The sequence below is a fragment of the Pseudomonas cannabina genome (genome assembly GCF_900100365.1).
Taxonomy (GTDB): domain Bacteria; phylum Pseudomonadota; class Gammaproteobacteria; order Pseudomonadales; family Pseudomonadaceae; genus Aquipseudomonas; species Aquipseudomonas cannabina.
On sequence record NZ_FNKU01000001.1, the window covers coordinates 4,198,303 to 4,218,984 of the forward strand.

The window sequence follows — 20,682 nt, forward strand, 5'->3', positions numbered from 1 at the left end:
GCAAGGCGGGCCAATACCAACGGATACGATCAACGATGAGTGAAATGCGCGACCAGTCTGTCGCCGATGGTCTGGAGAATCTGCACCAGCACCAGCAACAATACGACCGTCACAAACATCACATCGTTCTGAAAACGCTGATAACCATAACGAATGGCCAGATCGCCCAGCCCGCCAGCGCCTACCGCACCGGCCATGGCGGTAAACGACACCAGCGCAATCGCCGTCACGGTGATGGCCGCCAGAATGCCGGGCCGCGCTTCCGGCAGCAGCGCCTTGATGATGATCTGCCGCGTGGTGGCCCCCATGGCCTGGGTGGCTTCGATGATGCCACGATCCACCTCACGCAGCGCGGTCTCTACCAGACGCGCAAAGAACGGCGTCGCACCGGCAATCAAGGGTGGCAAGGTGCCGAGAATCCCCAGCGACGTGCCGGTAATGATCTCGGTCAGCGGCATCATCACGATCAGCAGAATGATGAACGGCAGCGCGCGCAGCATGTTCACGATCAGCCCGACCGTGGCGTACAGCTGTTTGTGCTCGAGCAACTGACGCGGCGAGGTCAGAAACATCAGCACGCCCAGCGGCAGGCCGAACAGAATGGTGAAGCCCAGCGAGACACTGAGCATGATCAACGTGTCGCCGGTAGCGACCCAGATTTCATACCAGTCGACGTTGGCGAACAGGTTCAGAAAAGCGTCCATCAGCGCAGCACCTCCATATGAACATCAGCGGCGGTGAAGTGAGCAAAGGCGGCGTCCATGTCACCGCCGGTGATCGCCAGCGTCAGTTGCCCGTATGGAGTGTCTTTGATGCGGTCGATACGGCCTGCGAGGATGCTGTAGTCGACACCGGTTTCCCGGGCCACGGTGCCCAGCAGCGGCGCGTAGGTCGCTTCGCCCTGAAAGGTCAGGCGCACGATACGGCCCTGCACGTGGGCAAAATCGTCACGCTGCTCGTTTTCATCGATCTGGTCGTCTTCCTGCACAAAGCGCCTGGTTGTCGCGTGCGTCGGGTGCAGAAACACGTCGGCAACCTCGCCCTGCTCGACGATCACGCCGGCGTCCATGACGGCTACCCGGTCACAGACACGACGGATCACGTCCATCTCGTGAGTGATGAGGACGATAGTCAGCTTCAGCTCGCGATTGATCTCGGCCAGCAATTGCAGGACCGACGCAGTGGTCTGCGGGTCCAGTGCGCTGGTGGCCTCATCGCACAGCAGGATTTTCGGCTTGGTCGCCAGGGCGCGGGCGATGCCGACGCGCTGCTTTTGCCCGCCCGACAATTGCGACGGGTACTTTCTGGCGTGATCGGAGAGCCCGACCCGCGCCAGCAACTCGGCCACACGCTGATCGATCTGCTGGCGCGACATGTCGCCTGCCAGCGTCAATGGCATGGCCACGTTGTCGGCCACGGTTTTGGACGACAGCAGATTGAAGTGCTGGAAGATCATCCCAACCTGCTGGCGAAAGCGCCGCAGGCCCGTGGCGTCGAGCGCCGTGACATCTTCACCGTCAACCACGATCTGCCCGCCGCTCGGGGTTTCGAGACGGTTGATCAGCCGCAGCAGCGTGCTTTTGCCTGCACCGGAATGGCCAATGATGCCGAACACCTGGCCGTCGTCAATGCGCAGGCTTGTAGGGTGCAGTGCCGGTATTTCCCGGCCTGCCACCCGATAGGTTTTGTGGACGTTATGAAACTCGATCACGGAGCGAACCTTGTGGGGGCGCGTTAAAAAATCAGCGCAGTGGACGATGTTCCACTTGCTTCGTTACCTCGGCCAGATTGAACCGGGCGCGCATTTTAGCCTGTCCTGCACGCCGTGCTTAGCATTTATTTGCAGGCAGGCCTGTGTAACGGGCATAACGCGACCGTTGGTGCGAAAGGCATTCAATCGGAGTGAACGGCTGATTCCACCACCGGTCACTCTCTGGATACCGTGATTTCCCGCTTGCATCAGGGAAGTCGTATTCATCGAACCCAACTCAACGATTGGGTCGAAATAAGGAGTTGTTTCCGATGGCTAGCGAGAAAAACCCACCTATTACCACAACACCCAAAAGCGAGATGGCAGGCACCGACACACTTGATCGGGGCAACACCAACGGCAAGCTCGACAGCCTTGAGCAGTTCCGCTCCGACGCCACCAGCCAGGCGTTGCGCACCAACCACGGCGTCAAGATTGCCGATAACCAGAACACCCTCAAAGTCGGCAGCCGTGGCCCGTCGCTGCTCGAAGATTTCATCATGCGTGAAAAGATCACGCATTTTGACCATGAGCGTATTCCAGAGCGCATCGTTCACGCGCGCGGCACTGCAGCACACGGTTACTTTCAGACCTATAAAGACCAGGGCGCGCTGAGTAAAGCAGGCTTCCTGCGTGATCCAGGCAAGAAGACCCCGGTGTTCGTGCGTTTCTCCACCGTTCAGGGCCCACGCGGCTCGGGCGACACCGTGCGTGACGTGCGGGGCTTTGCGGTCAAGTTCTACACCGACGAAGGCAACTTCGATCTGGTCGGTAACAACATGCCGATCTTCTTCATTCAGGATGCCATCAAGTTTCCGGACTTCGTGCACGCGGTGAAGCCTGAGCCGCACAACGAAATTCCTACCGGCGGCTCGGCGCACGACACCTTTTGGGACTTCGTCTCGCTGGTGCCGGAATCCGCGCACATGGTGCTGTGGACCATGTCCGACCGTGCGATCCCGAAAAGCCTACGCACCATGCAGGGTTTCGGCATTCACACGTTCCGCCTGATCAACACCGAAGGCAAATCCACGTTCGTCAAATTCCACTGGAAGCCCAAGTTCGGCGTGTGCTCGCTGGTCTGGGACGAAGCGCAGAAGCTGGCCGGCAAGGACACCGACTTCCATCGCCGTGACCTGTGGGAGTCCATCGAAATGGGCGACTACCCGGAATGGGAACTGGGCGTGCAGATCGTGGCCGAGGAAGACGAGCACAAGTTCGACTTCGACTTGCTCGATCCGACCAAGATCATCCCGGAAGAGCTGGTCCCCGTCACGCCGCTGGGCAAAATGGTGCTGAACCGCAACCCGGATAATTACTTTGCCGAAACCGAGCAGGTTGCGTTCTGCCCGGGCCATATCGTGCCAGGTATCGACTTCTCCAACGATCCGCTGCTGCAAGGTCGCTTGTTCTCCTACACCGACACGCAGATCAGCCGCCTCGGTGGTCCGAACTTCCACGAAATCCCGATCAACCGTCCGATTGCGCCGAACCACAATGGCCAGCGCGACGCACAGCATCGCACCACCATCGACAAGGGCCGTGCTTCTTACGAGCCGAACTCGATCGACGGCGGGTGGCCGAAAGAAACCCCGGCAGCTGCGGTGGACGGCGGTTTCGAGACTTACCCTGAGCGTGTTGAAGCGCACAAGGTGCGTGAGCGCAGCGAATCGTTCGGCGATCACTTCTCGCAGGCGACGCTGTTCTTCCAGAGCATGAGCCACCATGAGAAAGAGCACATCATCGCGGCGTACAGCTTCGAGTTGGGCAAAGTCGAGCGCGAGTACATCCGTGCCCGTCAGGTCAACGAAATTCTGGCCAACATCGATCTGGAACTGGCCAGCCGTGTGGCGGCCAACCTGGGTCTGCCTGCGCCGAAGGCCGGCACTGTGCCTGTGCGTCAGACGTCGGTGAAAGAGTCACCGGCGCTGAGTCAGGTCAACCTGCTGTCGGGCGACATTGTTTCGCGCAAAGTCGCGATCCTTGTGGCCAATGGCGTTGACGGCAAAGCGCTGGAGGCCATGAAAGCTGCACTGACAGCCAAAGGCGCACACGCCAAGGTACTCGGTCCGACGTCTGCACCGGTCAAAACGGCGGATGGCAAAAGCCTGCCGGTCGATGCTTCAGCTGAAGGCCTGCCTTCGGTAGCGTTCGACGCAGTGTTCGTGCCGGGCGGCGCCGATTCGGTGAAAGCGTTGAGCACTGATGGCGTGGCACTGCACTTCATCCTGGAAGCCTACAAGCACCTCAAGGCCATCTCCGTTGCCGGGGAAGCTAAAGACTTGTTGAGCTTGCTGCGCCTGGAAGAGGATGCGGGCCTTCTGGTGGTGTCGGATAGCGCATCGTTCGAAGTCTTCTTCGACGCGATGGCCCAACACCGCGTCTGGGACCGTGAAGTGAAAGCCAAGGCTATTCCGGCTTGATCTAGACGCTAGAGCCAGTCTTGTTCTGGTTGGATTATCGTCCCCACGCTCCAGCGTGGGGACGCATTTCTGGACGCTCTGCGTCCGATCTTGAGTATGCGGCGCGGCGCAGATTTGTGACGCGAAGCGTCACGCACGGCATTCCCACGCGGAACGTGAGGAACGATAGCTGTCCAAAAATCCGCTTTTGAAAAAGCAGTTCAAGACTTGGCTGACGTCAAAACGATGTGCGCTTTTTCATTGCGCTCGATTTCTCGACGCAGCTGCAACTCGAAGTCTGGATTGGCCTTCACCACCCGTTTGGTCAGCAACGTGGCCAGCCACGGGTAATCCTCGGTGCGCGGCACCACCAGCAGCACTTCACAGTTGAACGCCACGGTATCCGCCGCAATGTCATCCAGTTGACGACGCAGTGCGGGCATATCGCCGATTTTCAGGTCAATGGTGGTACTCGGCGCTGACGGGTCAACCAGCTTGGCCACCCTTCTCGCTTCCGCTTCTTTCAATTGCGCTTCGGCTTTTTCCAGTTCCGCCTTGCGGGCGTGGGCAATCGCCCCGTTGACGCCGCTGGTCAGCGCAGGCGCCTTGGGCATCAATGCGCGCGCTCGAGATAATGCGCTGGCCGCAGCGTTCATGTCGCCCTTCTGCAGGCTGATCTGACTGCGGCTCAGGTAAGCTTCGGCCAGACGACGCTGCAGAGGCTCGAGCCGGGCATCGTCGGAATTGGCTGCCTGCAACGTCGCCAGTTGATCCTCGGCGGTTGCCAGCTCATTGCCAGCGATGTTCTGTTCAAGCTGCGCGAAGGCGTCAGGTTGAGCCTCGGACGCAGGCGTATCGACCGTTGGCGCACTCTGACAGGCACCCAACAGGATGGAAAATGCGACCAGCAGCAGATAGCGTGGGGCGAACGGCTTCATTCCTGCGATTCTCTAGTTTGCGCAAAAAACGAGCAAGTCTACACCGCTCGCCTGGGTAGAACAAAGCTGAGCAAGAACAACGCCGCAGCGGATACCACTATAGACGGTCCGGCCGGTGTGTCCTTGAACCATGACAATGATAGCCCGACGCACACCGCAGTCACGCCCAGCAGGCTTGCGCCGATAGCCATCTGCTCCGGCGAGCGGGCGTGACGCTGTGCCGCAGCGGCCGGAATGATCAGCAACGAAGTAATCAGTAACACACCGACGATTTTCATCGCCACCGCGATCACTACCGCGATCAACAGCATCAGCGCCATGCGCAGCGCTGCGACCGGCAGGCCTTCGACACGGGCCAGTTCTTCATGCACGGTCATTGCCAGCAGCGGTCGCCACAGCGCAATGATCGTGACCAGCACCAGCGAACTGCCACCCATGATCCAGGCCAGATCGGCCGGGCTGATTGCCAGCAGATCACCGAACAGATAAGCCATCAGGTCAATTCGCACTTCGTGCATGAAGCTGAGCACGACCAGCCCGAGCGACAGCGTGCTCGGTGCCAGAATCCCCAGCAGCGTATCCGACGCCAGCGGTTGACGCTGTTGCAGGGTGACCAGCAGCACCGCCAGCAACAGGCAGCCGCAGGTCACCGCGATGGTCGGGCTGATATCCAGCAAAAAGCCCAGCGCCACGCCGAGCAGCGCGGCGTGGGACAGTGTGTCACCGAAATACGCCATGCGCCGCCAGACCACAAAGGAACCGAGCGGACCCGCCACCAGGGCCAGCGCAACGCCTGCGAGCAAGGCATACAGTAGAAAATCAGCCATGCTTGCAGCTGTCTCCGTGAACGTGAGTGTGAGGGGTGGCCGGGACGTCGTTCACCACCGCGCCATGCAGATCGTGGGCGTGGTCGTGATGATGGTGATAAATCGCCAGGCTTTGCGCATTCTTGCCGAACAGTTCGACGAACGCCGGATCATGGCTGACCTGCTCGGGATGCCCGGAACAGCAGACGTGGCGATTAAGGCACACCACTTGATCGGTGGTGCTCATCACCAGGTGCAGGTCATGGGACACCATCAACACGCCGCACTGGTGACGGTCGCGCAGCCGTGTGATCAGGCTGTACAACTCAGCCTGCCCGGCCACGTCGACGCCTTGCACCGGTTCGTCGAGCACCAGCAATTCGGGCTTGCGCAACAAAGCGCGAGCCAGCAGCACGCGCTGCATCTCGCCACCGGAAATACCCTGCAACGGGCTGTCGATGACTTTTTCGGCGCCGACCTCTTCCAGTGCAGACTGCGCCGCAGCACGGTCCACACCGGGCACCAGACGCAGGAAGCGCAGCACCGACAGCGGCAGGGTCTGGTCGACATGCAGCTTCTGCGGCATGTAGCCAACACGCAACCTCGGTTTGCGCCACACCGTGCCTGAATCGGGCTTGAGCAGCCCCAGCACCGCACGCACCAGCGTAGTCTTGCCCGCGCCATTGGGGCCGATCAGCGTAACGATCTCACCAGGACGGACACTGAGCTGGATGTTGTCCAGCACGCTTTGCCCGGACAGCGTGACGGCGACCTGCTCCAGACGTATCAATGCATCCGTCATCAGGCGGCCTTGCAGCCAGCGCACACGCCAACGATCTCGACCGTCTGGCCTTCGACCGCAAAGCCGACGCCCGCGGCAGCATCGACCACCGATGCGCTGATGGCCGGGTGTTGCAACTCGATCGCGGCATGACACACGCGGCAAATCAGAAACTGGCCCTGATGCGCGTGGGTCGGGTGATTGCAGCCGGTGAAGGCATTGAGCGAGGCAATCCGATGCACCAGGCCGTTTTCCAGCAGGAAATCCAGCGCACGGTAGACGGTCGGCGGCGCGGCGCGACGGCCGTCCTCTTCGCTGAGCACCGCCAGAATGTCGTAGGCACCCAGCGGTTTGTGGCTTTGCCAGACCAGTTCCAGCACGCGGCGGCGCAGGGTAGTCAGGCGCAGCCCCTGTTTTGTGCACAGAGCGTCTGCTTCGGCGAGGGCCGAATGCACGCAGTAGGAGTGGTCATGGGGGCGACTGGCCAGGGGAGTATTGGGCATGAGCAGCGACGATATTGGCTAGAGACGTTATTATGTTACCTGTTCCTGACTTATATGAGTGATTCGAGTGCGCCGTCTTTTCAATCTTGTTGCTGTTCTGTGGATCGGTCTGTTGTTCATCGCCCCGGCTCAGGCCGAAGTCAACGTACTCACCAGTATCAAGCCATTGCAGCTGATTGCGGCGGCTGTGCAGGACGGCGTCGGCAAGCCCGAGGTGCTGTTGCCCCCCGGTGCGTCGCCTCATAACTATGCGCTGCGACCATCCGACGTACGGCGCGTGCGCGAAGTCGAATTGTTCTACTGGATCGGCCCGGACATGGAAACCTTCCTGCCGCGCGTCCTGCAAGGCCGCAGCTCGCCTGCGGTTGCCGTGCAATCGCTGCCTGGCATGCACTTGCGCCATTTCGGCGAAGACAATGCCTCCCATGACGACCACGCTCATCATGACGAGGATGCAGACGAACACGATCACGACCACCAGCCCGGCAGCCTGGACTCGCACCTGTGGCTGTCGACCGTCAATGCGCGAGTGATCGCAACAAAGATGGCGGCTGACCTGAGCACTGCGGACCCGGCCAATGCGGCTCGCTACGCCAGCAACGCCGAGGCGTTCAGCAAGCGCCTCGATGCGCTGGACGCGCGTATCAAGGGCCGTGTCACTGCCGTTGCGGGCAAACCGTTTTTCGTGTTTCACGAGGCGTTCGATTATTTCGAAGAAGCTTACGGGCTCAAGCACGCCGGCGTATTCGCCATTGCCGCCGAGATCCAGCCCGGGGCGCAGCACGTGGCGGCCATGCGCGAGCGCCTGAAAGCGGCGGGCAAGACCTGCGTATTCAGCGCCCCCCCCTGCGCCCACGCCTGGCAGAAACCCTGAGCGCAGGCCTGCCGGTCAAACTCGCAGAGCTGGACGCGCTAGGCGGCTACATCCCCGCCTCCGCGCAGGGTTACGAGCAGGTGTTGCAGAAACTGGCGGATGATCTGACGGGCTGCCTGAGCAGTCTTTGACAGTACAGGCACTTTTCGTCCTGACTATCGTCCCGACGCGCATTGGCAAGATAGTCGGTAGGGTGCTTAACCCCGTGGGCGAGCCAGTCAGTCAGAGCGCAAACGGCAGCGCGATGTGTGCTTCCTGGCGCTCGGCCAGACGCCGTTCAAACTCCACGGGATCGTGAATCAGCACGTCCTGCCCGGCGAACGTCTCGGCGGCGATCAGGCGGGACAGCCAGAAGCGTACGCAGGCGATGCGCAACATCGTGTTCCAGAGCTTCGATTCCGCAGCCGTGAACGGCCGCAGCCCTGCGTAAGCGCCCAACAGGGCACGCGCGCGGACGGCGTCGAGCTGGCCGTTTTCGCGTGAGCACCAGTCGTTCAGCGCAATCGCCAGGTCGTAGAGCATCGGACCGGAACAGGCGTTATAGAAATCGATCAGCCCGGTCAGGTGTGTGCCTTCAAACAGCACGTTGTCACGAAACAGGTCGGCGTGCAGGTTGGCGCGTGGCAAGGCCATGATTTGTGGCTTGAGGTCTTCGATTTCCTGAAGGCTTTTTGCAAGCAATGCCCGCTGAGTCTCGCCCAGGTGCGACAGAAAGTTGCGCCCCTCGCTCAACATCCAGTCCAGCCCGCGATCCGTCTTGCGCTCCACTATCTGCTCGCGTGTCGCCAGATGCAGATTGGCCAGCAACTCGCCGATCTGCACGCAATGCTGAGTATTCGGCTCACTGATGTGCTTGCCCGGCAGGCGCGGTTGCAACAGCGCCGGTTTGCCTGCCAGCTCGCGCAGCGCCTGACCGTCGGTGGTGCGCAGGGCGTAAGGCACCGGCAGATCAGCCTCGTGCAGCACATCGAGCAGCTCAATGAAGAACGGCATTTCCTGCACCGGACCGCGCTCGACCAGAGTAAGGACGAATTCGCCCCGCTCTAGGCTGATGAAGTAATTGGTGTTTTCACTACCGGCGGCAATGCCCTGAAAGTCAAGCAGACGGCCGAGCCCGTAAGGGGCAAGAAATGTTTCCAGCTCGGGCCGAGCCAGCGGGGTAAAAACGGACATATCAGAACTGCCAACCAATAAAGTGAATGTGGGGTGCTACCGACCAGCGACTACCAGCTGAATATTTCCCACTGCGGGATCAGCATGTCCGGTTGATCCGAACGAATGAAATTGGGGCTTGTACCATCGGCGCGCACCAGAAAATAGGGCTTGCCGTGTTTCGGGGTGATTTTCACTGCATACAGAAAGCCGTTCTGTCGGTATTCCTGAATGGTTCGGTCACCGTCGGTGCGAATAGTAACGTCCGGAGCCGCCGAAGGTGAGTCCTCTGCTGCAACAGCGAGCAAAGGGCAAAGTGCCAACAGGCCGGTCAATAAGAGTCGATTTACCTTGCGCATGATAACCTTGTCGCTTTGTCGTCAATGGTCCGCGCATTCTAGCGCCGACCCCGCCGAAAAGGTTGATTCTGCTCATGACCCAAGCGCCGCTCGTCCTGGTGGACGGTTCTTCTTACCTCTACCGCGCCTTCCATGCACTGCCCCCTCTGACCACGTCCAAAGGCTTGCCGACCGGCGCCGTCAAAGGCGTGCTGAACATGCTCAAAAGCCTGCGTCGCCAGTACCCGGAAAGCCCGCTCGCCGTGGTTTTCGATGCCAAGGGCGGGACCTTTCGTGACGCGCTGTACACCGACTATAAAGCCAACCGGCCCAGCATGCCGGATGACCTGCGCGTGCAGGTCGATCTGCTGCATGCGTGCGTCAAAGGCATGGGCTATCCGTTTTTGTGCGTGGAAGGCGTCGAAGCGGATGACGTGATCGGCACCCTGGCGCGCAGCAGCGCAGCGGCAGATCGTCCGGTGGTCATTTCCACCGGCGACAAAGACATGGCGCAACTGGTCGACGGGCACATCACGCTGGTCAATACCATGACCGGCAGCGTGCTGGACGTTGCAGGCGTGAAAGAGAAATTCGGCGTCGGCCCGGAGCACATCATCGATTACCTGGCGCTGATGGGCGACAAGGTCGACAACATTCCAGGCGTGCCGGGGGTCGGTGAAAAAACCGCAGTCGGCCTGCTGGTTGGCGTCGGTGGCGGGATCAAAGAGCTTTACGACAACCTCGACAAGGTCGCGACCCTGCCGATCCGCGGTGCCAAGACCCTCGCCGCGAAGCTCGAAGAGCACCGCGAGATGGCGTTTCTGTCCTACGAACTGGCGACCATCAAGATCGACGTGCCACTGGACATCGAACTGGATCAGCTGCACTGCAGCGAGCCGGACCGCGATGCGCTGATGGAGCTGTACGCCGAGCTGGAATTCAAAAGCTGGATCGAAGACCTGCAACGCGATGCCAAGCGTGCCGGGCAGGAATTGACCGTTGAAGAGCCTACAGTCGAAGCCAAAGAAGCGGCCTATGAAGTCATCCTTGAGCAGACTCAGTTCGACGCCTGGCTGAAAAAGCTTCAGGCCGCGCCGCTGTTCGCCTTCGTCACTCAGAGCAACGGCACCGACGCCCAACGCGCGCAACTGGTCGGCTTGTCTTTTGCCATTCAGACCCACGAAGCGGCGTACATTCCGCTGACTCACTCTTACATGGGCGTCCCGCAGCAACTGGATCGGGACAGCGTGCTCAAGACCCTCAAGCCGTTGCTGGAGGACCCGGGCAAGATCAAAGTCGGTCAGCACGCCAAATTCGCCATCAATCTGCTCGCCAATTGCGCGATCGATGGCGATCAGGCGCAAGGCATCGATTTGCAGGGCGTCAGGTTCGACACCATTCTGGAATCCTACGTACTGGATTCCACGGCGACCCGTCACGACCGCGACAGCCTGGTGGCCAAGTACTTGACGCACACGCCGATCAACTTTCAGGACATCGCCGGCAAGGGTGCCAAACAGCTGACCTTCGATCAGATCGCCATCGAGCAGGCGGGCAACTACGCCGCCGAAGAGGCCGACCTGACCCTGCGTCTGCATGAAGTGTTCGAAGCGCGTCTGGCGGCGATCCCGACCTTGCAGCCGGTACTCAACGATATCGAGATGCCACTTGTCCCCGTACTGGCGCGTATCGAGCGCCAAGGCGCGCTGGTCGATGCCAACCTGCTGGGCATCCAAAGCGTCGAACTGGGCGACAAGATGACCGCATTGGAGCGCGAAGCCTTCGCCATTGCCGGTGAAGAGTTCAACCTGGGCTCGCCCAAGCAGCTCGGGGTGATTCTCTACGAAAAGCTCGGCATGCCGATCCTCAGCAAAACCGCCACCGGCCAGCCGTCGACCGCCGAGGCAGTGCTTGCCGAACTGGCCGAGCAGGACTTCCCGCTGCCGAAGGTGCTGATGCAGTACCGTTCGATGAGCAAGCTGAAAAGCACCTACACCGACCGCCTGCCCGAACAGATCAACCCGCGCACCGGGCGCATTCACACGTCTTATCATCAGGCCGTGGCGGTGACCGGGCGCTTGTCGTCCAGCGATCCGAACCTGCAGAACATCCCGATTCGTACCGCCGAAGGGCGCCGTATTCGTCAGGCGTTCGTGGCGCCGAAGGGTTACAAACTGCTGGCGGCGGACTATTCGCAGATCGAACTGCGGATCATGGCGCATCTGGCGAAGGACGAAGGCTTGCTGCACGCGTTCCGCAATGATCTGGACGTACACCGGGCCACGGCGGCGGAAGTCTTCGGCGTCGAGCTGGAAGGCGTGACTCAAGACATGCGCCGCAGCGCCAAGGCGATCAACTTCGGCCTGATCTACGGCATGAGCGCGTTCGGTCTGGCCAAGCAGATCGGCGTCGACCGCAAGCAGTCACAGGCTTACGTAGACCGTTACTTCGCCCGCTACCCCGGCGTGCTCGACTACATGGAGCGCACCCGCGCCCAGGCCGCCGAGCAGGGTTTTGTAGAAACCATCTTCGGCCGTCGCCTGTACCTGCCGGACATCAATGCCAAGAACCCGTCCCTGCGCAAGGGCGCGGAGCGCATGGCGATCAACGCGCCGATGCAAGGTACGGCCGCAGATATCATCAAAAAAGCGATGGTGGCGGTAAATGGCTGGCTGGATGCGTCCGGCCTGGATGCACGCGTCATCCTGCAGGTGCACGATGAACTGGTGCTGGAGGTGCGCGAAGACCTGGTCGATCAGATCAGCGAACAGATCCGTCCGCACATGAGCGGAGCCGCAGAATTGGCCGTGCCGCTGCTGGTGGAAGTCGGCATCGGCAACAATTGGGACGAGGCACATTGAGTGAAAAAGGGCGAACTGTAGGCAGGTTCGTCAAACATTGTAGGAAAGGTGAACTTTTCTTAATTGCTGGAACTTAACCATTTGGACAGGAGTCAGAGGTTCCGATAGATTGCAAAATCCATCGTGCTCCTAGTTGTGTTAAGTGTTGGCATATATCCGGACCCCACCCTAAGGTCTGGACCTTAAGCCCCGGAACTTCCTTCTCCCCATGCGAAGTCCGGGGTCTTTTTTTGCCTGCGATTTACTCGGCAGGCACCTTGTCTTCCAGTTCCATCCAGTCGGCCAAGACGGTGTAGGCCTCTTCCAGCCCCATGCGCTTGGGGGCCGAGAACAACTGAATGCTGACGGCGTCGCCCCAACCCTTGCGGATCTCGGCCTGAACCTTGAGCAGCGTGTTCTTGGCTGCACCGTAGGTCAGCTTGTCGGCCTTGGTCAGCAGGATGTGCATCGGCATGTTGCTCGCGATGGCCCAGTCCAGCATCAAGATGTCGAAGTCAGTCATTGGATGACGGATGTCCATCATCAGGATCAGCCCCTTCAGGCTTTCGCGACTGCCCAGATAGGCTTCCAGGTGACGCTGCCAGTGCAGCTTGAGCGGGATGGGTACTTTCGCGTAACCGTAGCCAGGCAAATCGACCAGACGGCGATCTTCGTCCAGGCCGAAGAAGTTCAGCAACTGGGTACGCCCCGGCGTCTTGGAAGTACGCGCCAGGCTGGCATGCGTCAGGGTGTTCAGCGCGCTCGACTTGCCCGCGTTGGAGCGACCGGCAAATGCGACTTCAAAACCTTCGTCATCGGGGCATTGGTCGACCTTGGCGGCGCTGAGCATGAACGTGGCCTGTTGGCACAGACCGAGAATGGGGTTTTTGAGCTGCATGTGATTTCCGGTGAAGGCCCTTGCCTAAAAGGCGTGTGGCAAGAGGTGTCGGTTTCGTTTGGGTGCGTGCGCCTATAATGACACACCTGTCCCCCGGCCCATACTCGCACCCTGTCGGGGCGCACTGACTGACCGCTGGAACATTCAGACATGACCTGCTTCACTCCTTATGCAAAAAGGCCTGCCACGGCCGCCCATTTTTACAACCCCAGCGTTACACTAACGAACTCAGGCTTTCGCGCCCGGTCGAACACACCGTCGCATGAAGGCGATTCAATCTGCTCAGGAGTAAAGCATGCGTAATCTGATCATCAGCGCCGCTCTGGTTGCCGCCAGTCTGTTCGGTATGTCCGCCCAGGCCGCCGAGCCCATCGAGGCCGGCAAACAATACGTCGAGCTGAAAAGCGCTGTGCCCGTTGCCGAGCCGGGCAAGATCGAAGTCATCGAGCTGTTCTGGTATGGCTGCCCGCATTGCTACGCGTTCGAGCCGACTATCAATCCATGGGTTGAAAAACTGCCGTCCGACGTCAATTTCGTGCGTATCCCGGCCATGTTCGGCGGCCCATGGGATGCACACGGCCAACTGTTCATCACCCTGGACACCATGGGCGTCGAGCACAAGGTTCACGCAGCCGTCTTCGAAGCTATCCAGAAAGGCGGCAAGCGTCTGACCGACAAGAACGACATGGCCGATTTCGTTGCGACTCAGGGCGTGAACAAGGACGATTTCCTCAAGACGTTCGACTCCTTCGCAGTGAAGGGCAAGATCGCGCAGTACAAGGAACTGGCCAAGAAGTACGAAGTAACTGGCGTTCCGACCATGATCGTCAACGGCAAATACCGTTTTGACCTCGGCTCGGCCGGTGGCCCGGAAGCAACTCTGAAGGTGGCCGACCAGTTGATCGCCAAAGAACGAGCAGCTATGGCGGCTGCCAAGTAAGCGCCGGTCATGCGCCGCTGGGGCAAAGGTAGCCCGCGTATCGTTGGCCTGCATGATCCGCAGGTCAACGAACATCACCTGACGCAAAGTGGCTTGCCGGAAGACGGCAGGCTGCGTTTGCTCAGTTTCAACATCCAGGTCGGTATCAGCACCGAACGCTACCGGCACTACCTGACGCGCAGCTGGCAGCATTTACTGCCGCATGGCGGACGCGCAGGCAACCTGCAGAAAATCGGTGACCTGATCAACGACTTCGATCTGGTGGCGCTTCAGGAGGTCGACGGCGGGAGCATGCGCTCCGGCTTCGTCAATCAGGTCGAACATCTTGCCCAGCTGGGCGGTTTTCCGTACTGGTATCAACAGCTCAATCGCAACCTCGGGCGTCTTGCCCAGCACAGCAACGGTGTCCTGAGCCGTCTGCGCCCGACCAAGATCGAAGACCACCCGCTGCCCGGCCCGGCCGGACGCGGTGCCATTCTCGTGCGCTTTGGCGAAGGTGAAGACGCGTTGATCGTGGTCATGATGCACCTGGCCCTCGGAACCCGCACCCGAACCCTACAACTCGCCTACATTCGCGAACTGATCGGCGGCTACCGTCATCAAGTGCTGATGGGCGACATGAACACGCACGCCAATGACTTGCTGGAACACTCGCCGCTTCGTGATCTGGGGCTGCTGGCCCCGCAAATCGAAGCGACGTTCCCCAGTTGGCGCCCAAAGCGCTGCCTTGATCACATTCTACTCAGCCCGACCCTGACGCTTGAACGCGTGCAGGTGCTGGCCCAACCCATTTCCGATCACCTGCCGGTTGCCGTCGAGATTCGCCTGCCTGCTTCACTGTGTGGGGACTCACTGCCTGTGCCCTCTGGTGGAAACCTTGCATGAGCGACGACGCGGAGCGTTGGAAAGAGAAATACCTCAAAGGGATCGAGCAACAGGATAAGCTCGAAAAGCGCTGGGATGCGCGGCTCGACTTGCTGCGGCGCGGCTTGGTACGCAGCAGTCTGGCGGCAGAGGGTTCAGACCGGGCCGTCGACGAATGCATGAAGGAAATGCGTGAAATCGTCCGCACCGACGACATGGACGCAGGCCTCGCTGCCCTGATCCCGCGCCTTGAAAAGGCCGTGCTGGATTCTGAACATCGCCGCGAAGTGCGCGCCGGGCAGATCAGTTCGGCACTGACCGCTCTGGTCGCACAACTTCAGGCACTGCCGCTGCCACGCGACGTCCGCAAACCACTCAAGCGCTTCGCCAAGGACCTTGAAGAACGCGCCGCTCAGGCACGCGAACTGCCCGTCCTGCTCAGCGAGTTGAGCAGCCTGCAAGGCCAGGCCCTGACGCAGATCGAAAAACCCGAAGAAGGCCCCCGCCAAGGATTGCTGCAACGCCTGTTCGGCGCGCGGGACACGCACAGCGAGCAACACCCTCCTGAACCGCCTCAGCCTGAAACGACCCCGGCCTCGGTGCGAGAGGAACAGCACGACAACGTGCATGAACGCCCTGCATCCCCCGCGCCCCCGGATACACCGCCAACGCCGGTAGCGCCACTTCCGGCGCAGGCCGAGCAGACTGATACATTTATCGAATCGGCCCCACCGCCGACAGCCGTTGCCGAGGGCGAGGCAGTCGCTGCTCCCGCGCCAGTAGAAGCCGCACCCTCCGTGATCGCCACGCCCACTGTGACGATCAACGCAGAAATTACTCCCGAACCACCGGCTGAACACGCCTACACCTACGTCGAGCCCGTCGATATCACCGACATGCTGGCGCCTGTTCCCAGCGTGCCGTATCAGCAACGACCGGCGCCGCCCATCGTTGACACAGAGCCGCCGGAAGAAGATGCCGAGCCTGAAACCGAGGTCGCAGAAGGCGATGACGGCTACGCGCTGCCCTCCTCCCCGGAGCCGAGCTACAGCTCGGTCGCTGAGCACATCGAAGAAACCCTGCTGGGCCTGCTCAACGACCTGACGTTGTCCGAGCATTTCCGTCCGCAGGTCGAGGACATGCAGCTACGCCTCAAACACGGGCTTAACTGGTACGAACTGCTGCCGATCCTCGACGATCTTGCAGTTTTGATGCTGGCGATCAATAACGGTGGTCAGCAGGAATTCGGCAGCTATCTCAAGCAGCTGAACGAACGACTCGAGTCGTTCCAGAGTCATTTGCAGGCTGCCAGCGAAGATCACGCCGAGGATCAGTCCGCCGTTCGCGACTTGAACGAGCAATTGCGCGAGCAGGTGGGCGGGCTGCAAAGCAGCGTTCAGGATGCGTCCGACCTGACCAGCCTCAAGCAGGTGCTGGATAACCGGCTCGAAGGCTTGCTCAGCACCATGGATAATTACCAGCGCAAACGCGACGACCGCGAGCAGGAAGTGGCATCGCGACTGCAAAGCCTCTCGGCACGCGTCGCCAGCATGGAGCAGGAAGCACTGGGTTTCAGGAGTCACCTGGAAGAGCAACGCCAAAAAGCGCTGGTCGACACGCTCACCGAACTGCCCAACCGGGCCGCCTGGGGTGAACGCCTCGAGCATGAAATGGCGCAGTGGCAGCAAGAGAAGAACAGCCTGCTGGTGTGCATTCTCGATCTCGACCATTTCAAGCGTATCAACGACGGCTACGGGCACCTGGCTGGCGACAAGGTGTTGAAGATTGTCGCCAACGTTTTCAAGAAACGCCTGCGGCCTGGGGATTTCCTCGCCCGCTTCGGTGGCGAAGAGTTTGTCATGCTGTTGCCCGCAACCGTTCCCGATGTCGGGCTAAAGCTTCTCGACGAACTGCGTGCCGCCGTCGAGCTGTGTCCGTTTCACTTCAAGGGCGAACGGGTAACCATCACGGTTTCCATGGGAATGACCGCTTTTCGGTTGGGAGAGCGCTCCGATACCGCCATCAAGCGCGCTGACCAAGCGCTTTATAAAGCCAAGGAAAATGGCAGGAACCGGGTAGAACAGGGATAGCTGAAACATTTGTCCGAACAAATGTTTCAGCCTGAAGCTATTTGCTGGCGCTTTGTTATCCTGTCGCATTTCCTGCCGATGTTGCCAATCCAATGAAGCTGTATTTCTCCGCCTTTCTGCTACTCGCCCTCACGGCCTGCTCCAGCGGTCCAACACTGGACACCAGCCACCCGTCTGTGAATTTCGACAACCGGGTGCAGTACGTCGTGATGCATTACACCTCAACCTCGCTGGAACGCTCACTCCAATTGCTGACCCATGGCGAGGTCAGCAGTCATTACCTGATCGGAGATGACGCCAAAGCCACCGTTTACAAACTGGTCGATGAAAACGCCCGAGCCTGGCACGCCGGCGAAAGCGAGTGGGAAGGCCGCACCTGGCTCAACTCCAGCTCGATCGGCATCGAAATCGTCAATCCCGGATTCAAGGAAACACCGACAGGGCGCCTGTGGTATCCGTACAGCGAAGCGCAGGTCCGGTCGATGATCGTGCTGCTCAAGGACATCGTCAAACGCAACAGAATCGACCCCAAACACGTCATCGGTCATAGCGACATCGCCCCGCTGCGCAAGCAGGACCCGGGCCCGCTGTTCCCATGGAAACGCCTCGCAACCGAAGGCCTCGGCATCTGGCCCGACGAGCACCAGGTTGCCCAGCGCCAGGCATTGCTCGCTGTCAACCTGCCGAGCATCACCTGGTTCCAGCAGCAACTGGCACGCTTTGGCTACAGCACCCCGCAAACCGGCGAGCTGGACACCGCAACGCGACAGGTGCTGGCAGCCTTCCAGATGCACTATCGCCCTGCCCGTTTCGACGGCGAACCCGACGCACAAAGCGCTGCCATTCTGCAGGTGCTTAATCACTCGAATTGATTAGGTTTAATGGAGAATAAGGTCCCAGAATGTTAAATGGACGCCCACATCGCACGGCAAGCCAAGGTTGAATTAATGTACAAGATCCTGTACAAAACCCTATCCCAAGCTAAGCGCTTGAAGAAGCGTTCGACACCTGAAAGGTAGTCGAGCAGTTCCAATCCCATGAAGGGCCTGGTTGAGCCAGGAAGGAATATTTATATGCAGGTTTTATCATTCAGTCAGGCTCGCGCCGGCTTGAAGCAGGCTATGGATGATGTGTGCAGGGACCATGAGCCCGCTCTCATCACACGCTTGCGCGGTGATCATGTAGTCATGCTGTCCCTTGATGACTACAACTCAATGTCAGAAACCATGTATCTGCTGGGTACAGAGGCCAATGCGACGCGTCTGCGACAATCTGTTGCACAGCACAAAGCCGGGAAAGCTTTTATCAAGGAGATTTCCCTAGATGTCACAGGGCCAGAAACAGAAGAATAAGGAAGCGGCAAGATCCGCTGTGGGCGTACACTTCACGGCGCTAGGATGGGACGATTACTCTCACTGGAAGGATTCAGACCAGACTATTTCCAAATCTATCGACAGCCTTATCAACCAATGCCTGCGCACCCCATTCAAGGGCATAGGCAAGCCGGAACCACTGACCGGTGATTTAACAGGTTACTGGTCTAGGCGCATCACGAAAGAGCACCGTTTTGTCTATTTTTACGAGGGAGGTGTACTTACAGTCATCGCATGCCGCCATCACTATTGATGACTGGAAGTCTTCATGACAATTTGAAACGCAAAACTCTGTGCAGGACGCACGGGTAAGTGCCTGCTTTGTCTGGCACGTAACTCAAAGCGGCAACGCCATATAAAACTGCGTGCCCTGCCCCGGCCTTGAGTAAACCCCCATGCGCCCGCCGTGCAACTGGACGATCTCCTTGCACAGCGCCAGCCCAAGCCCGGCGCCGCCTTTTTTGCGGCCGACCTGAACGAAGGGCTCGAAGATTCGCCCTTGCTGACCGTAAGCGATGCCCTCGCCATTGTCCTCGACGCTGATAATTGCCCGCTCGCCATGGCGCCGCGCTTGCAGGCGGATCAGCCCTTTCGGTGGCGTGTGGCGCAAGGCGTTGTCGAGCAGGTTGTCGAGCACCCGCTCCAACTGGGACTGGTCGGCATGCAGACGTGGCATCGGCTCCTGCACATCCAGCATCAGCACAATGTCCTGCTCCAGCGCTTGCTCTTCGAACCGGGCCTTGGCTTCTTCCAGCAGCGCTTCGACAGAGCACGGCGCCAGCTTGAGCTTTTGCAGGCCGTTCTGATAACGCGAGAAGTTCAGCAGGTCGTTGATGAGCTGCATCAGACGCTGCATTTCTTCAGTCACGGTATTCAGCAGATCGGCTTCGCGGGACTCTGGCGCAAAGTGCAGCCGCTCCTGCAACAGGCCGAAGGCCATGTGCATGCCGGTGACCGGCGTGCGCAGTTCGTGTGAGGCGCGCAGCACGAACTCACTGCGCACGCGCTCGAACGCGCGTTGCTCGGTGACGTCATGCAGCACCATCACCGCCCCCAGAATATGCCCCTTGGTATGACTGACCGGCGTCATGCTGTAGGTCAACAAGCGAGACTCGCTGTCTATTTCGATGGCCAAATCTTCCGGCGCGCGCTCCAGTGTGCCCCCGCGCAATACCAGATGCAGCTGCTCATCCAGTTCGGGACGCCCCAGCGCTTCACCCAGACTCTGACCCAGACGGCTTTCATCCCAACCGAGTTGGCGCTGAGCCACAGGATTCAAGTGTTCGAGATGCCCTTGCCGGTCAATCATCAACAGGCCGTCGTCGATGCTGTCGAGGACTGCTTGCAGCCGCTGTTGCCCTGCCAGCAGCTCATCGACATTGGTCGCCTGATGCTGGCGCAACGCCTCAGCCATGATGCCGAAGCGTCGGGTCAGCAGGTTCATCTCGGCGGCCGAGGAAATCGGCAGTGTGACCTCGTAATCACCCTCGCCTATTCGGTCGGCTGCCTTGGCCAGCGCTTCGATCGGGGCACCGAAACGCCGCGCAATACCGTGCGCAGTCACGAAGCCGATGCACAGCACTGCCAGCCCGACCAGCCCCAGCAAGCCAGCGATCCACAGCGCGCGGTCCCGGGAGTTGATTTCGGCATTACTGATATTTTCGAGCGCTGTACGATGCACGCTCAGCAGCCCGTTGCGCAGCGTGTCAAAGCTATCACTCAATTGCGGCGTGCCGCGTATGCCACGCGGGTCGTTCCCGTACAGCTTCCAGTCGTCAATGAAGCGCTGGTAATCACCCCTGGTTTTTTCGAAGCCGACCCGCACATCCTGCTGGGCGTCCTGCGCAGAGCCCTGCTCTAACAGCTCTTTGAACTGAGCCTGAGTTTTATCCAGCTCAGCCTGATTGCGCTGCGAACCCGTCATCAGTACCAACTGATCGCCGAGGTTCTGGCGCAGCTTCAAACCCAGGTCGAGAACCGCGAAGTTGTGCTGAATCAGCGATTCCTGAGTACGGGCCATCTGCATGACGCTGACGAGTCCCAGCAGCAGTCCGAGCAAAGCGACCGTGATAAGGGCCGAAATACTCAGAAAAAGGCGAGTGCGCAACTTCATGGCCAGTTTCATTCGAGGTC

At 59.9% G+C, this 20,682-nt stretch carries 17 protein-coding genes and 3 pseudogenes; 10 read left to right on the forward strand and 10 right to left on the reverse strand.

Features of this window, described 5'->3' with window-relative positions; translation table 11 throughout:
- Positions 1 to 29: 29 nt before the first annotated feature.
- Together BLT55_RS19850 and BLT55_RS19855 are read right to left on the reverse strand one after the other, a co-directional pair.
- Positions 30 to 704 carry a methionine ABC transporter permease gene (locus BLT55_RS19850; protein ID WP_007248166.1) on the reverse strand — a complete coding sequence of 225 codons (675 nt, stop codon included), beginning with the start codon at positions 702 to 704 and terminating at the stop codon, positions 30 to 32.
- Positions 704 to 1,711 (reverse strand): methionine ABC transporter ATP-binding protein, encoded by a 1,008-nt coding sequence (locus BLT55_RS19855; RefSeq protein WP_055001752.1) that lies wholly within the window; start codon positions 1,709 to 1,711, stop codon positions 704 to 706. The genes BLT55_RS19850 and BLT55_RS19855 overlap by 1 nt, the downstream gene beginning before the upstream one ends.
- A gap of 311 nt (positions 1,712 to 2,022) precedes the next feature.
- Here BLT55_RS19855 and katE point away from each other — a divergent pair, with 311 nt between their 5' ends.
- Positions 2,023 to 4,173: a catalase HPII gene (katE, locus tag BLT55_RS19860; RefSeq protein WP_055001751.1), complete on the forward strand. Its 2,151-nt coding sequence runs from the start codon at positions 2,023 to 2,025 to the stop codon at positions 4,171 to 4,173.
- A gap of 200 nt (positions 4,174 to 4,373) precedes the next feature.
- Here katE and BLT55_RS19870 read toward each other — a convergent pair whose 3' ends face one another.
- Genes BLT55_RS19870 through BLT55_RS19885 form a run of 4 tightly spaced genes read right to left on the reverse strand, consistent with a single transcriptional unit; the run spans position 4,374 to position 7,180 of the window.
- Positions 4,374 to 5,090 carry a PA5502 family lipoprotein gene (locus BLT55_RS19870; RefSeq protein ID WP_055001750.1) on the reverse strand — a complete coding sequence of 239 codons (717 nt, stop codon included), beginning with the start codon at positions 5,088 to 5,090 and terminating at the stop codon, positions 4,374 to 4,376.
- A gap of 38 nt (positions 5,091 to 5,128) precedes the next feature.
- The gene (gene znuB / locus BLT55_RS19875) at positions 5,129 to 5,917 is read right to left on the reverse strand and encodes a zinc ABC transporter permease subunit ZnuB (protein ID WP_055001749.1); all 789 of its coding nucleotides are present in this window, start codon (positions 5,915 to 5,917) and stop codon (positions 5,129 to 5,131) included.
- Entirely contained in the window at positions 5,910 to 6,698 is a 789-nt protein-coding gene (gene znuC, locus BLT55_RS19880) for a zinc ABC transporter ATP-binding protein ZnuC (RefSeq protein WP_055001772.1), read from the reverse strand. The genes znuB and znuC overlap by 8 nt, the downstream gene beginning before the upstream one ends.
- Positions 6,698 to 7,180, reverse strand: coding sequence for a Fur family transcriptional regulator (locus BLT55_RS19885; RefSeq protein WP_055001748.1), 483 nt, complete (start codon positions 7,178 to 7,180; stop codon positions 6,698 to 6,700). The genes znuC and BLT55_RS19885 overlap by 1 nt, the downstream gene beginning before the upstream one ends.
- 67 nt (positions 7,181 to 7,247) lie before the next feature.
- Here BLT55_RS19885 and znuA point away from each other — a divergent pair.
- Positions 7,248 to 8,185: pseudogene (gene znuA / locus BLT55_RS19890) on the forward strand (zinc ABC transporter substrate-binding protein ZnuA).
- Positions 8,186 to 8,276: 91 nt separating this feature from the next.
- Here the strand turns inward: znuA and BLT55_RS19895 are convergent.
- Positions 8,277 to 9,227, reverse strand: a complete 951-nt coding sequence (locus tag BLT55_RS19895; RefSeq protein ID WP_007248175.1) for a homoserine kinase — start codon at positions 9,225 to 9,227, stop codon at positions 8,277 to 8,279.
- 50 nt (positions 9,228 to 9,277) lie between these two features.
- Positions 9,278 to 9,565 (reverse strand): DUF2782 domain-containing protein, encoded by a 288-nt coding sequence (locus tag BLT55_RS19900; protein WP_024645121.1) that lies wholly within the window; start codon positions 9,563 to 9,565, stop codon positions 9,278 to 9,280.
- Positions 9,566 to 9,639: 74 nt separating this feature from the next.
- Here BLT55_RS19900 and polA point away from each other — a divergent pair, with 74 nt between their 5' ends.
- Positions 9,640 to 12,405 (forward strand): DNA polymerase I, encoded by a 2,766-nt coding sequence (gene polA / locus BLT55_RS19905; protein WP_055001746.1) that lies wholly within the window; start codon positions 9,640 to 9,642, stop codon positions 12,403 to 12,405.
- A gap of 241 nt (positions 12,406 to 12,646) precedes the next feature.
- Here the strand turns inward: polA and yihA are convergent, their stop codons facing one another.
- Positions 12,647 to 13,282 carry a ribosome biogenesis GTP-binding protein YihA/YsxC gene (yihA, locus tag BLT55_RS19910; protein ID WP_007248178.1) on the reverse strand — a complete coding sequence of 212 codons (636 nt, stop codon included), beginning with the start codon at positions 13,280 to 13,282 and terminating at the stop codon, positions 12,647 to 12,649.
- 295 nt (positions 13,283 to 13,577) lie between these two features.
- On the opposite strand from yihA, the gene BLT55_RS19915 reads away from it, so the two are divergent.
- The 7 genes and pseudogenes from BLT55_RS19915 to BLT55_RS19940 all read left to right on the forward strand — a co-directional run bounded on the left by BLT55_RS19915 (position 13,578) and on the right by BLT55_RS19940 (position 18,802).
- A complete protein-coding gene (locus tag BLT55_RS19915) occupies positions 13,578 to 14,222 on the forward strand; it encodes a thiol:disulfide interchange protein DsbA/DsbL (protein WP_007248179.1) in 645 nt (214 codons plus the stop codon).
- Positions 14,223 to 14,231: 9 nt separating this feature from the next.
- Complete coding sequence (locus BLT55_RS19920; RefSeq protein ID WP_007248180.1) at positions 14,232 to 15,107, forward strand: endonuclease/exonuclease/phosphatase family protein; 876 nt, start codon at positions 14,232 to 14,234, stop codon at positions 15,105 to 15,107.
- Positions 15,104 to 15,893: pseudogene (locus BLT55_RS34835) on the forward strand (hypothetical protein); the annotation flags it as partial. The gene BLT55_RS19920 and the pseudogene BLT55_RS34835, both read left to right, overlap by 4 nt.
- Before the next feature lie 65 nt (positions 15,894 to 15,958).
- Positions 15,959 to 17,176, forward strand: a pseudogene (locus BLT55_RS34840) (GGDEF domain-containing protein); the annotation flags it as partial.
- A gap of 92 nt (positions 17,177 to 17,268) precedes the next feature.
- A complete protein-coding gene (locus tag BLT55_RS19930) occupies positions 17,269 to 18,048 on the forward strand; it encodes an N-acetylmuramoyl-L-alanine amidase (RefSeq protein WP_055001771.1) in 780 nt (259 codons plus the stop codon).
- Positions 18,049 to 18,249: 201 nt separating this feature from the next.
- The gene (locus BLT55_RS19935; RefSeq protein WP_007248184.1) at positions 18,250 to 18,528 is read left to right on the forward strand and encodes a type II toxin-antitoxin system Phd/YefM family antitoxin; all 279 of its coding nucleotides are present in this window, start codon (positions 18,250 to 18,252) and stop codon (positions 18,526 to 18,528) included.
- Positions 18,500 to 18,802 carry a Txe/YoeB family addiction module toxin gene (locus BLT55_RS19940; RefSeq protein ID WP_074800783.1) on the forward strand — a complete coding sequence of 101 codons (303 nt, stop codon included), beginning with the start codon at positions 18,500 to 18,502 and terminating at the stop codon, positions 18,800 to 18,802. Before BLT55_RS19935 ends, BLT55_RS19940 begins: the two co-directional genes overlap by 29 nt.
- 84 nt (positions 18,803 to 18,886) lie before the next feature.
- On the opposite strand, the gene BLT55_RS19945 is transcribed toward BLT55_RS19940, so the two are convergent.
- On the reverse strand, positions 18,887 to 20,674 hold the full coding sequence (locus BLT55_RS19945) for a KinB sensor domain-containing domain (protein WP_055001744.1): 1,788 nt from the start codon (positions 20,672 to 20,674) through the stop codon (positions 18,887 to 18,889).
- Positions 20,675 to 20,682: the final 8 nt, after the last annotated feature.

What these genes read in the sequence shown, in the direction of transcription:
- BLT55_RS19850 (WP_007248166.1), bottom strand. Translation starts at nt 704, where the DNA reads ATGGACGCTTTTCTGAACCTGTTCGCCAACGTCGACTGGTATGAAATC.
- katE (WP_055001751.1), top strand. Translation starts at nt 2,023, where the DNA reads ATGGCTAGCGAGAAAAACCCACCTATTACCACAACACCCAAAAGCGAG.
- BLT55_RS19870 (WP_055001750.1), bottom strand. Translation starts at nt 5,090, where the DNA reads ATGAAGCCGTTCGCCCCACGCTATCTGCTGCTGGTCGCATTTTCCATC.
- znuB (WP_055001749.1), bottom strand. Translation starts at nt 5,917, where the DNA reads ATGGCTGATTTTCTACTGTATGCCTTGCTCGCAGGCGTTGCGCTGGCC.
- znuC (WP_055001772.1), bottom strand. Translation starts at nt 6,698, where the DNA reads ATGACGGATGCATTGATACGTCTGGAGCAGGTCGCCGTCACGCTGTCC.
- BLT55_RS19885 (WP_055001748.1), bottom strand. Translation starts at nt 7,180, where the DNA reads ATGCCCAATACTCCCCTGGCCAGTCGCCCCCATGACCACTCCTACTGC.
- BLT55_RS19895 (WP_007248175.1), bottom strand. Translation starts at nt 9,227, where the DNA reads ATGTCCGTTTTTACCCCGCTGGCTCGGCCCGAGCTGGAAACATTTCTT.
- BLT55_RS19900 (WP_024645121.1), bottom strand. Translation starts at nt 9,565, where the DNA reads ATGCGCAAGGTAAATCGACTCTTATTGACCGGCCTGTTGGCACTTTGC.
- polA (WP_055001746.1), top strand. Translation starts at nt 9,640, where the DNA reads ATGACCCAAGCGCCGCTCGTCCTGGTGGACGGTTCTTCTTACCTCTAC.
- yihA (WP_007248178.1), bottom strand. Translation starts at nt 13,282, where the DNA reads ATGCAGCTCAAAAACCCCATTCTCGGTCTGTGCCAACAGGCCACGTTC.
- BLT55_RS19915 (WP_007248179.1), top strand. Translation starts at nt 13,578, where the DNA reads ATGCGTAATCTGATCATCAGCGCCGCTCTGGTTGCCGCCAGTCTGTTC.
- BLT55_RS19920 (WP_007248180.1), top strand. Translation starts at nt 14,232, where the DNA reads ATGCGCCGCTGGGGCAAAGGTAGCCCGCGTATCGTTGGCCTGCATGAT.
- BLT55_RS19930 (WP_055001771.1), top strand. Translation starts at nt 17,269, where the DNA reads ATGAAGCTGTATTTCTCCGCCTTTCTGCTACTCGCCCTCACGGCCTGC.
- BLT55_RS19935 (WP_007248184.1), top strand. Translation starts at nt 18,250, where the DNA reads ATGCAGGTTTTATCATTCAGTCAGGCTCGCGCCGGCTTGAAGCAGGCT.
- BLT55_RS19940 (WP_074800783.1), top strand. Translation starts at nt 18,500, where the DNA reads ATGTCACAGGGCCAGAAACAGAAGAATAAGGAAGCGGCAAGATCCGCT.
- BLT55_RS19945 (WP_055001744.1), bottom strand. Translation starts at nt 20,674, where the DNA reads ATGAAACTGGCCATGAAGTTGCGCACTCGCCTTTTTCTGAGTATTTCG.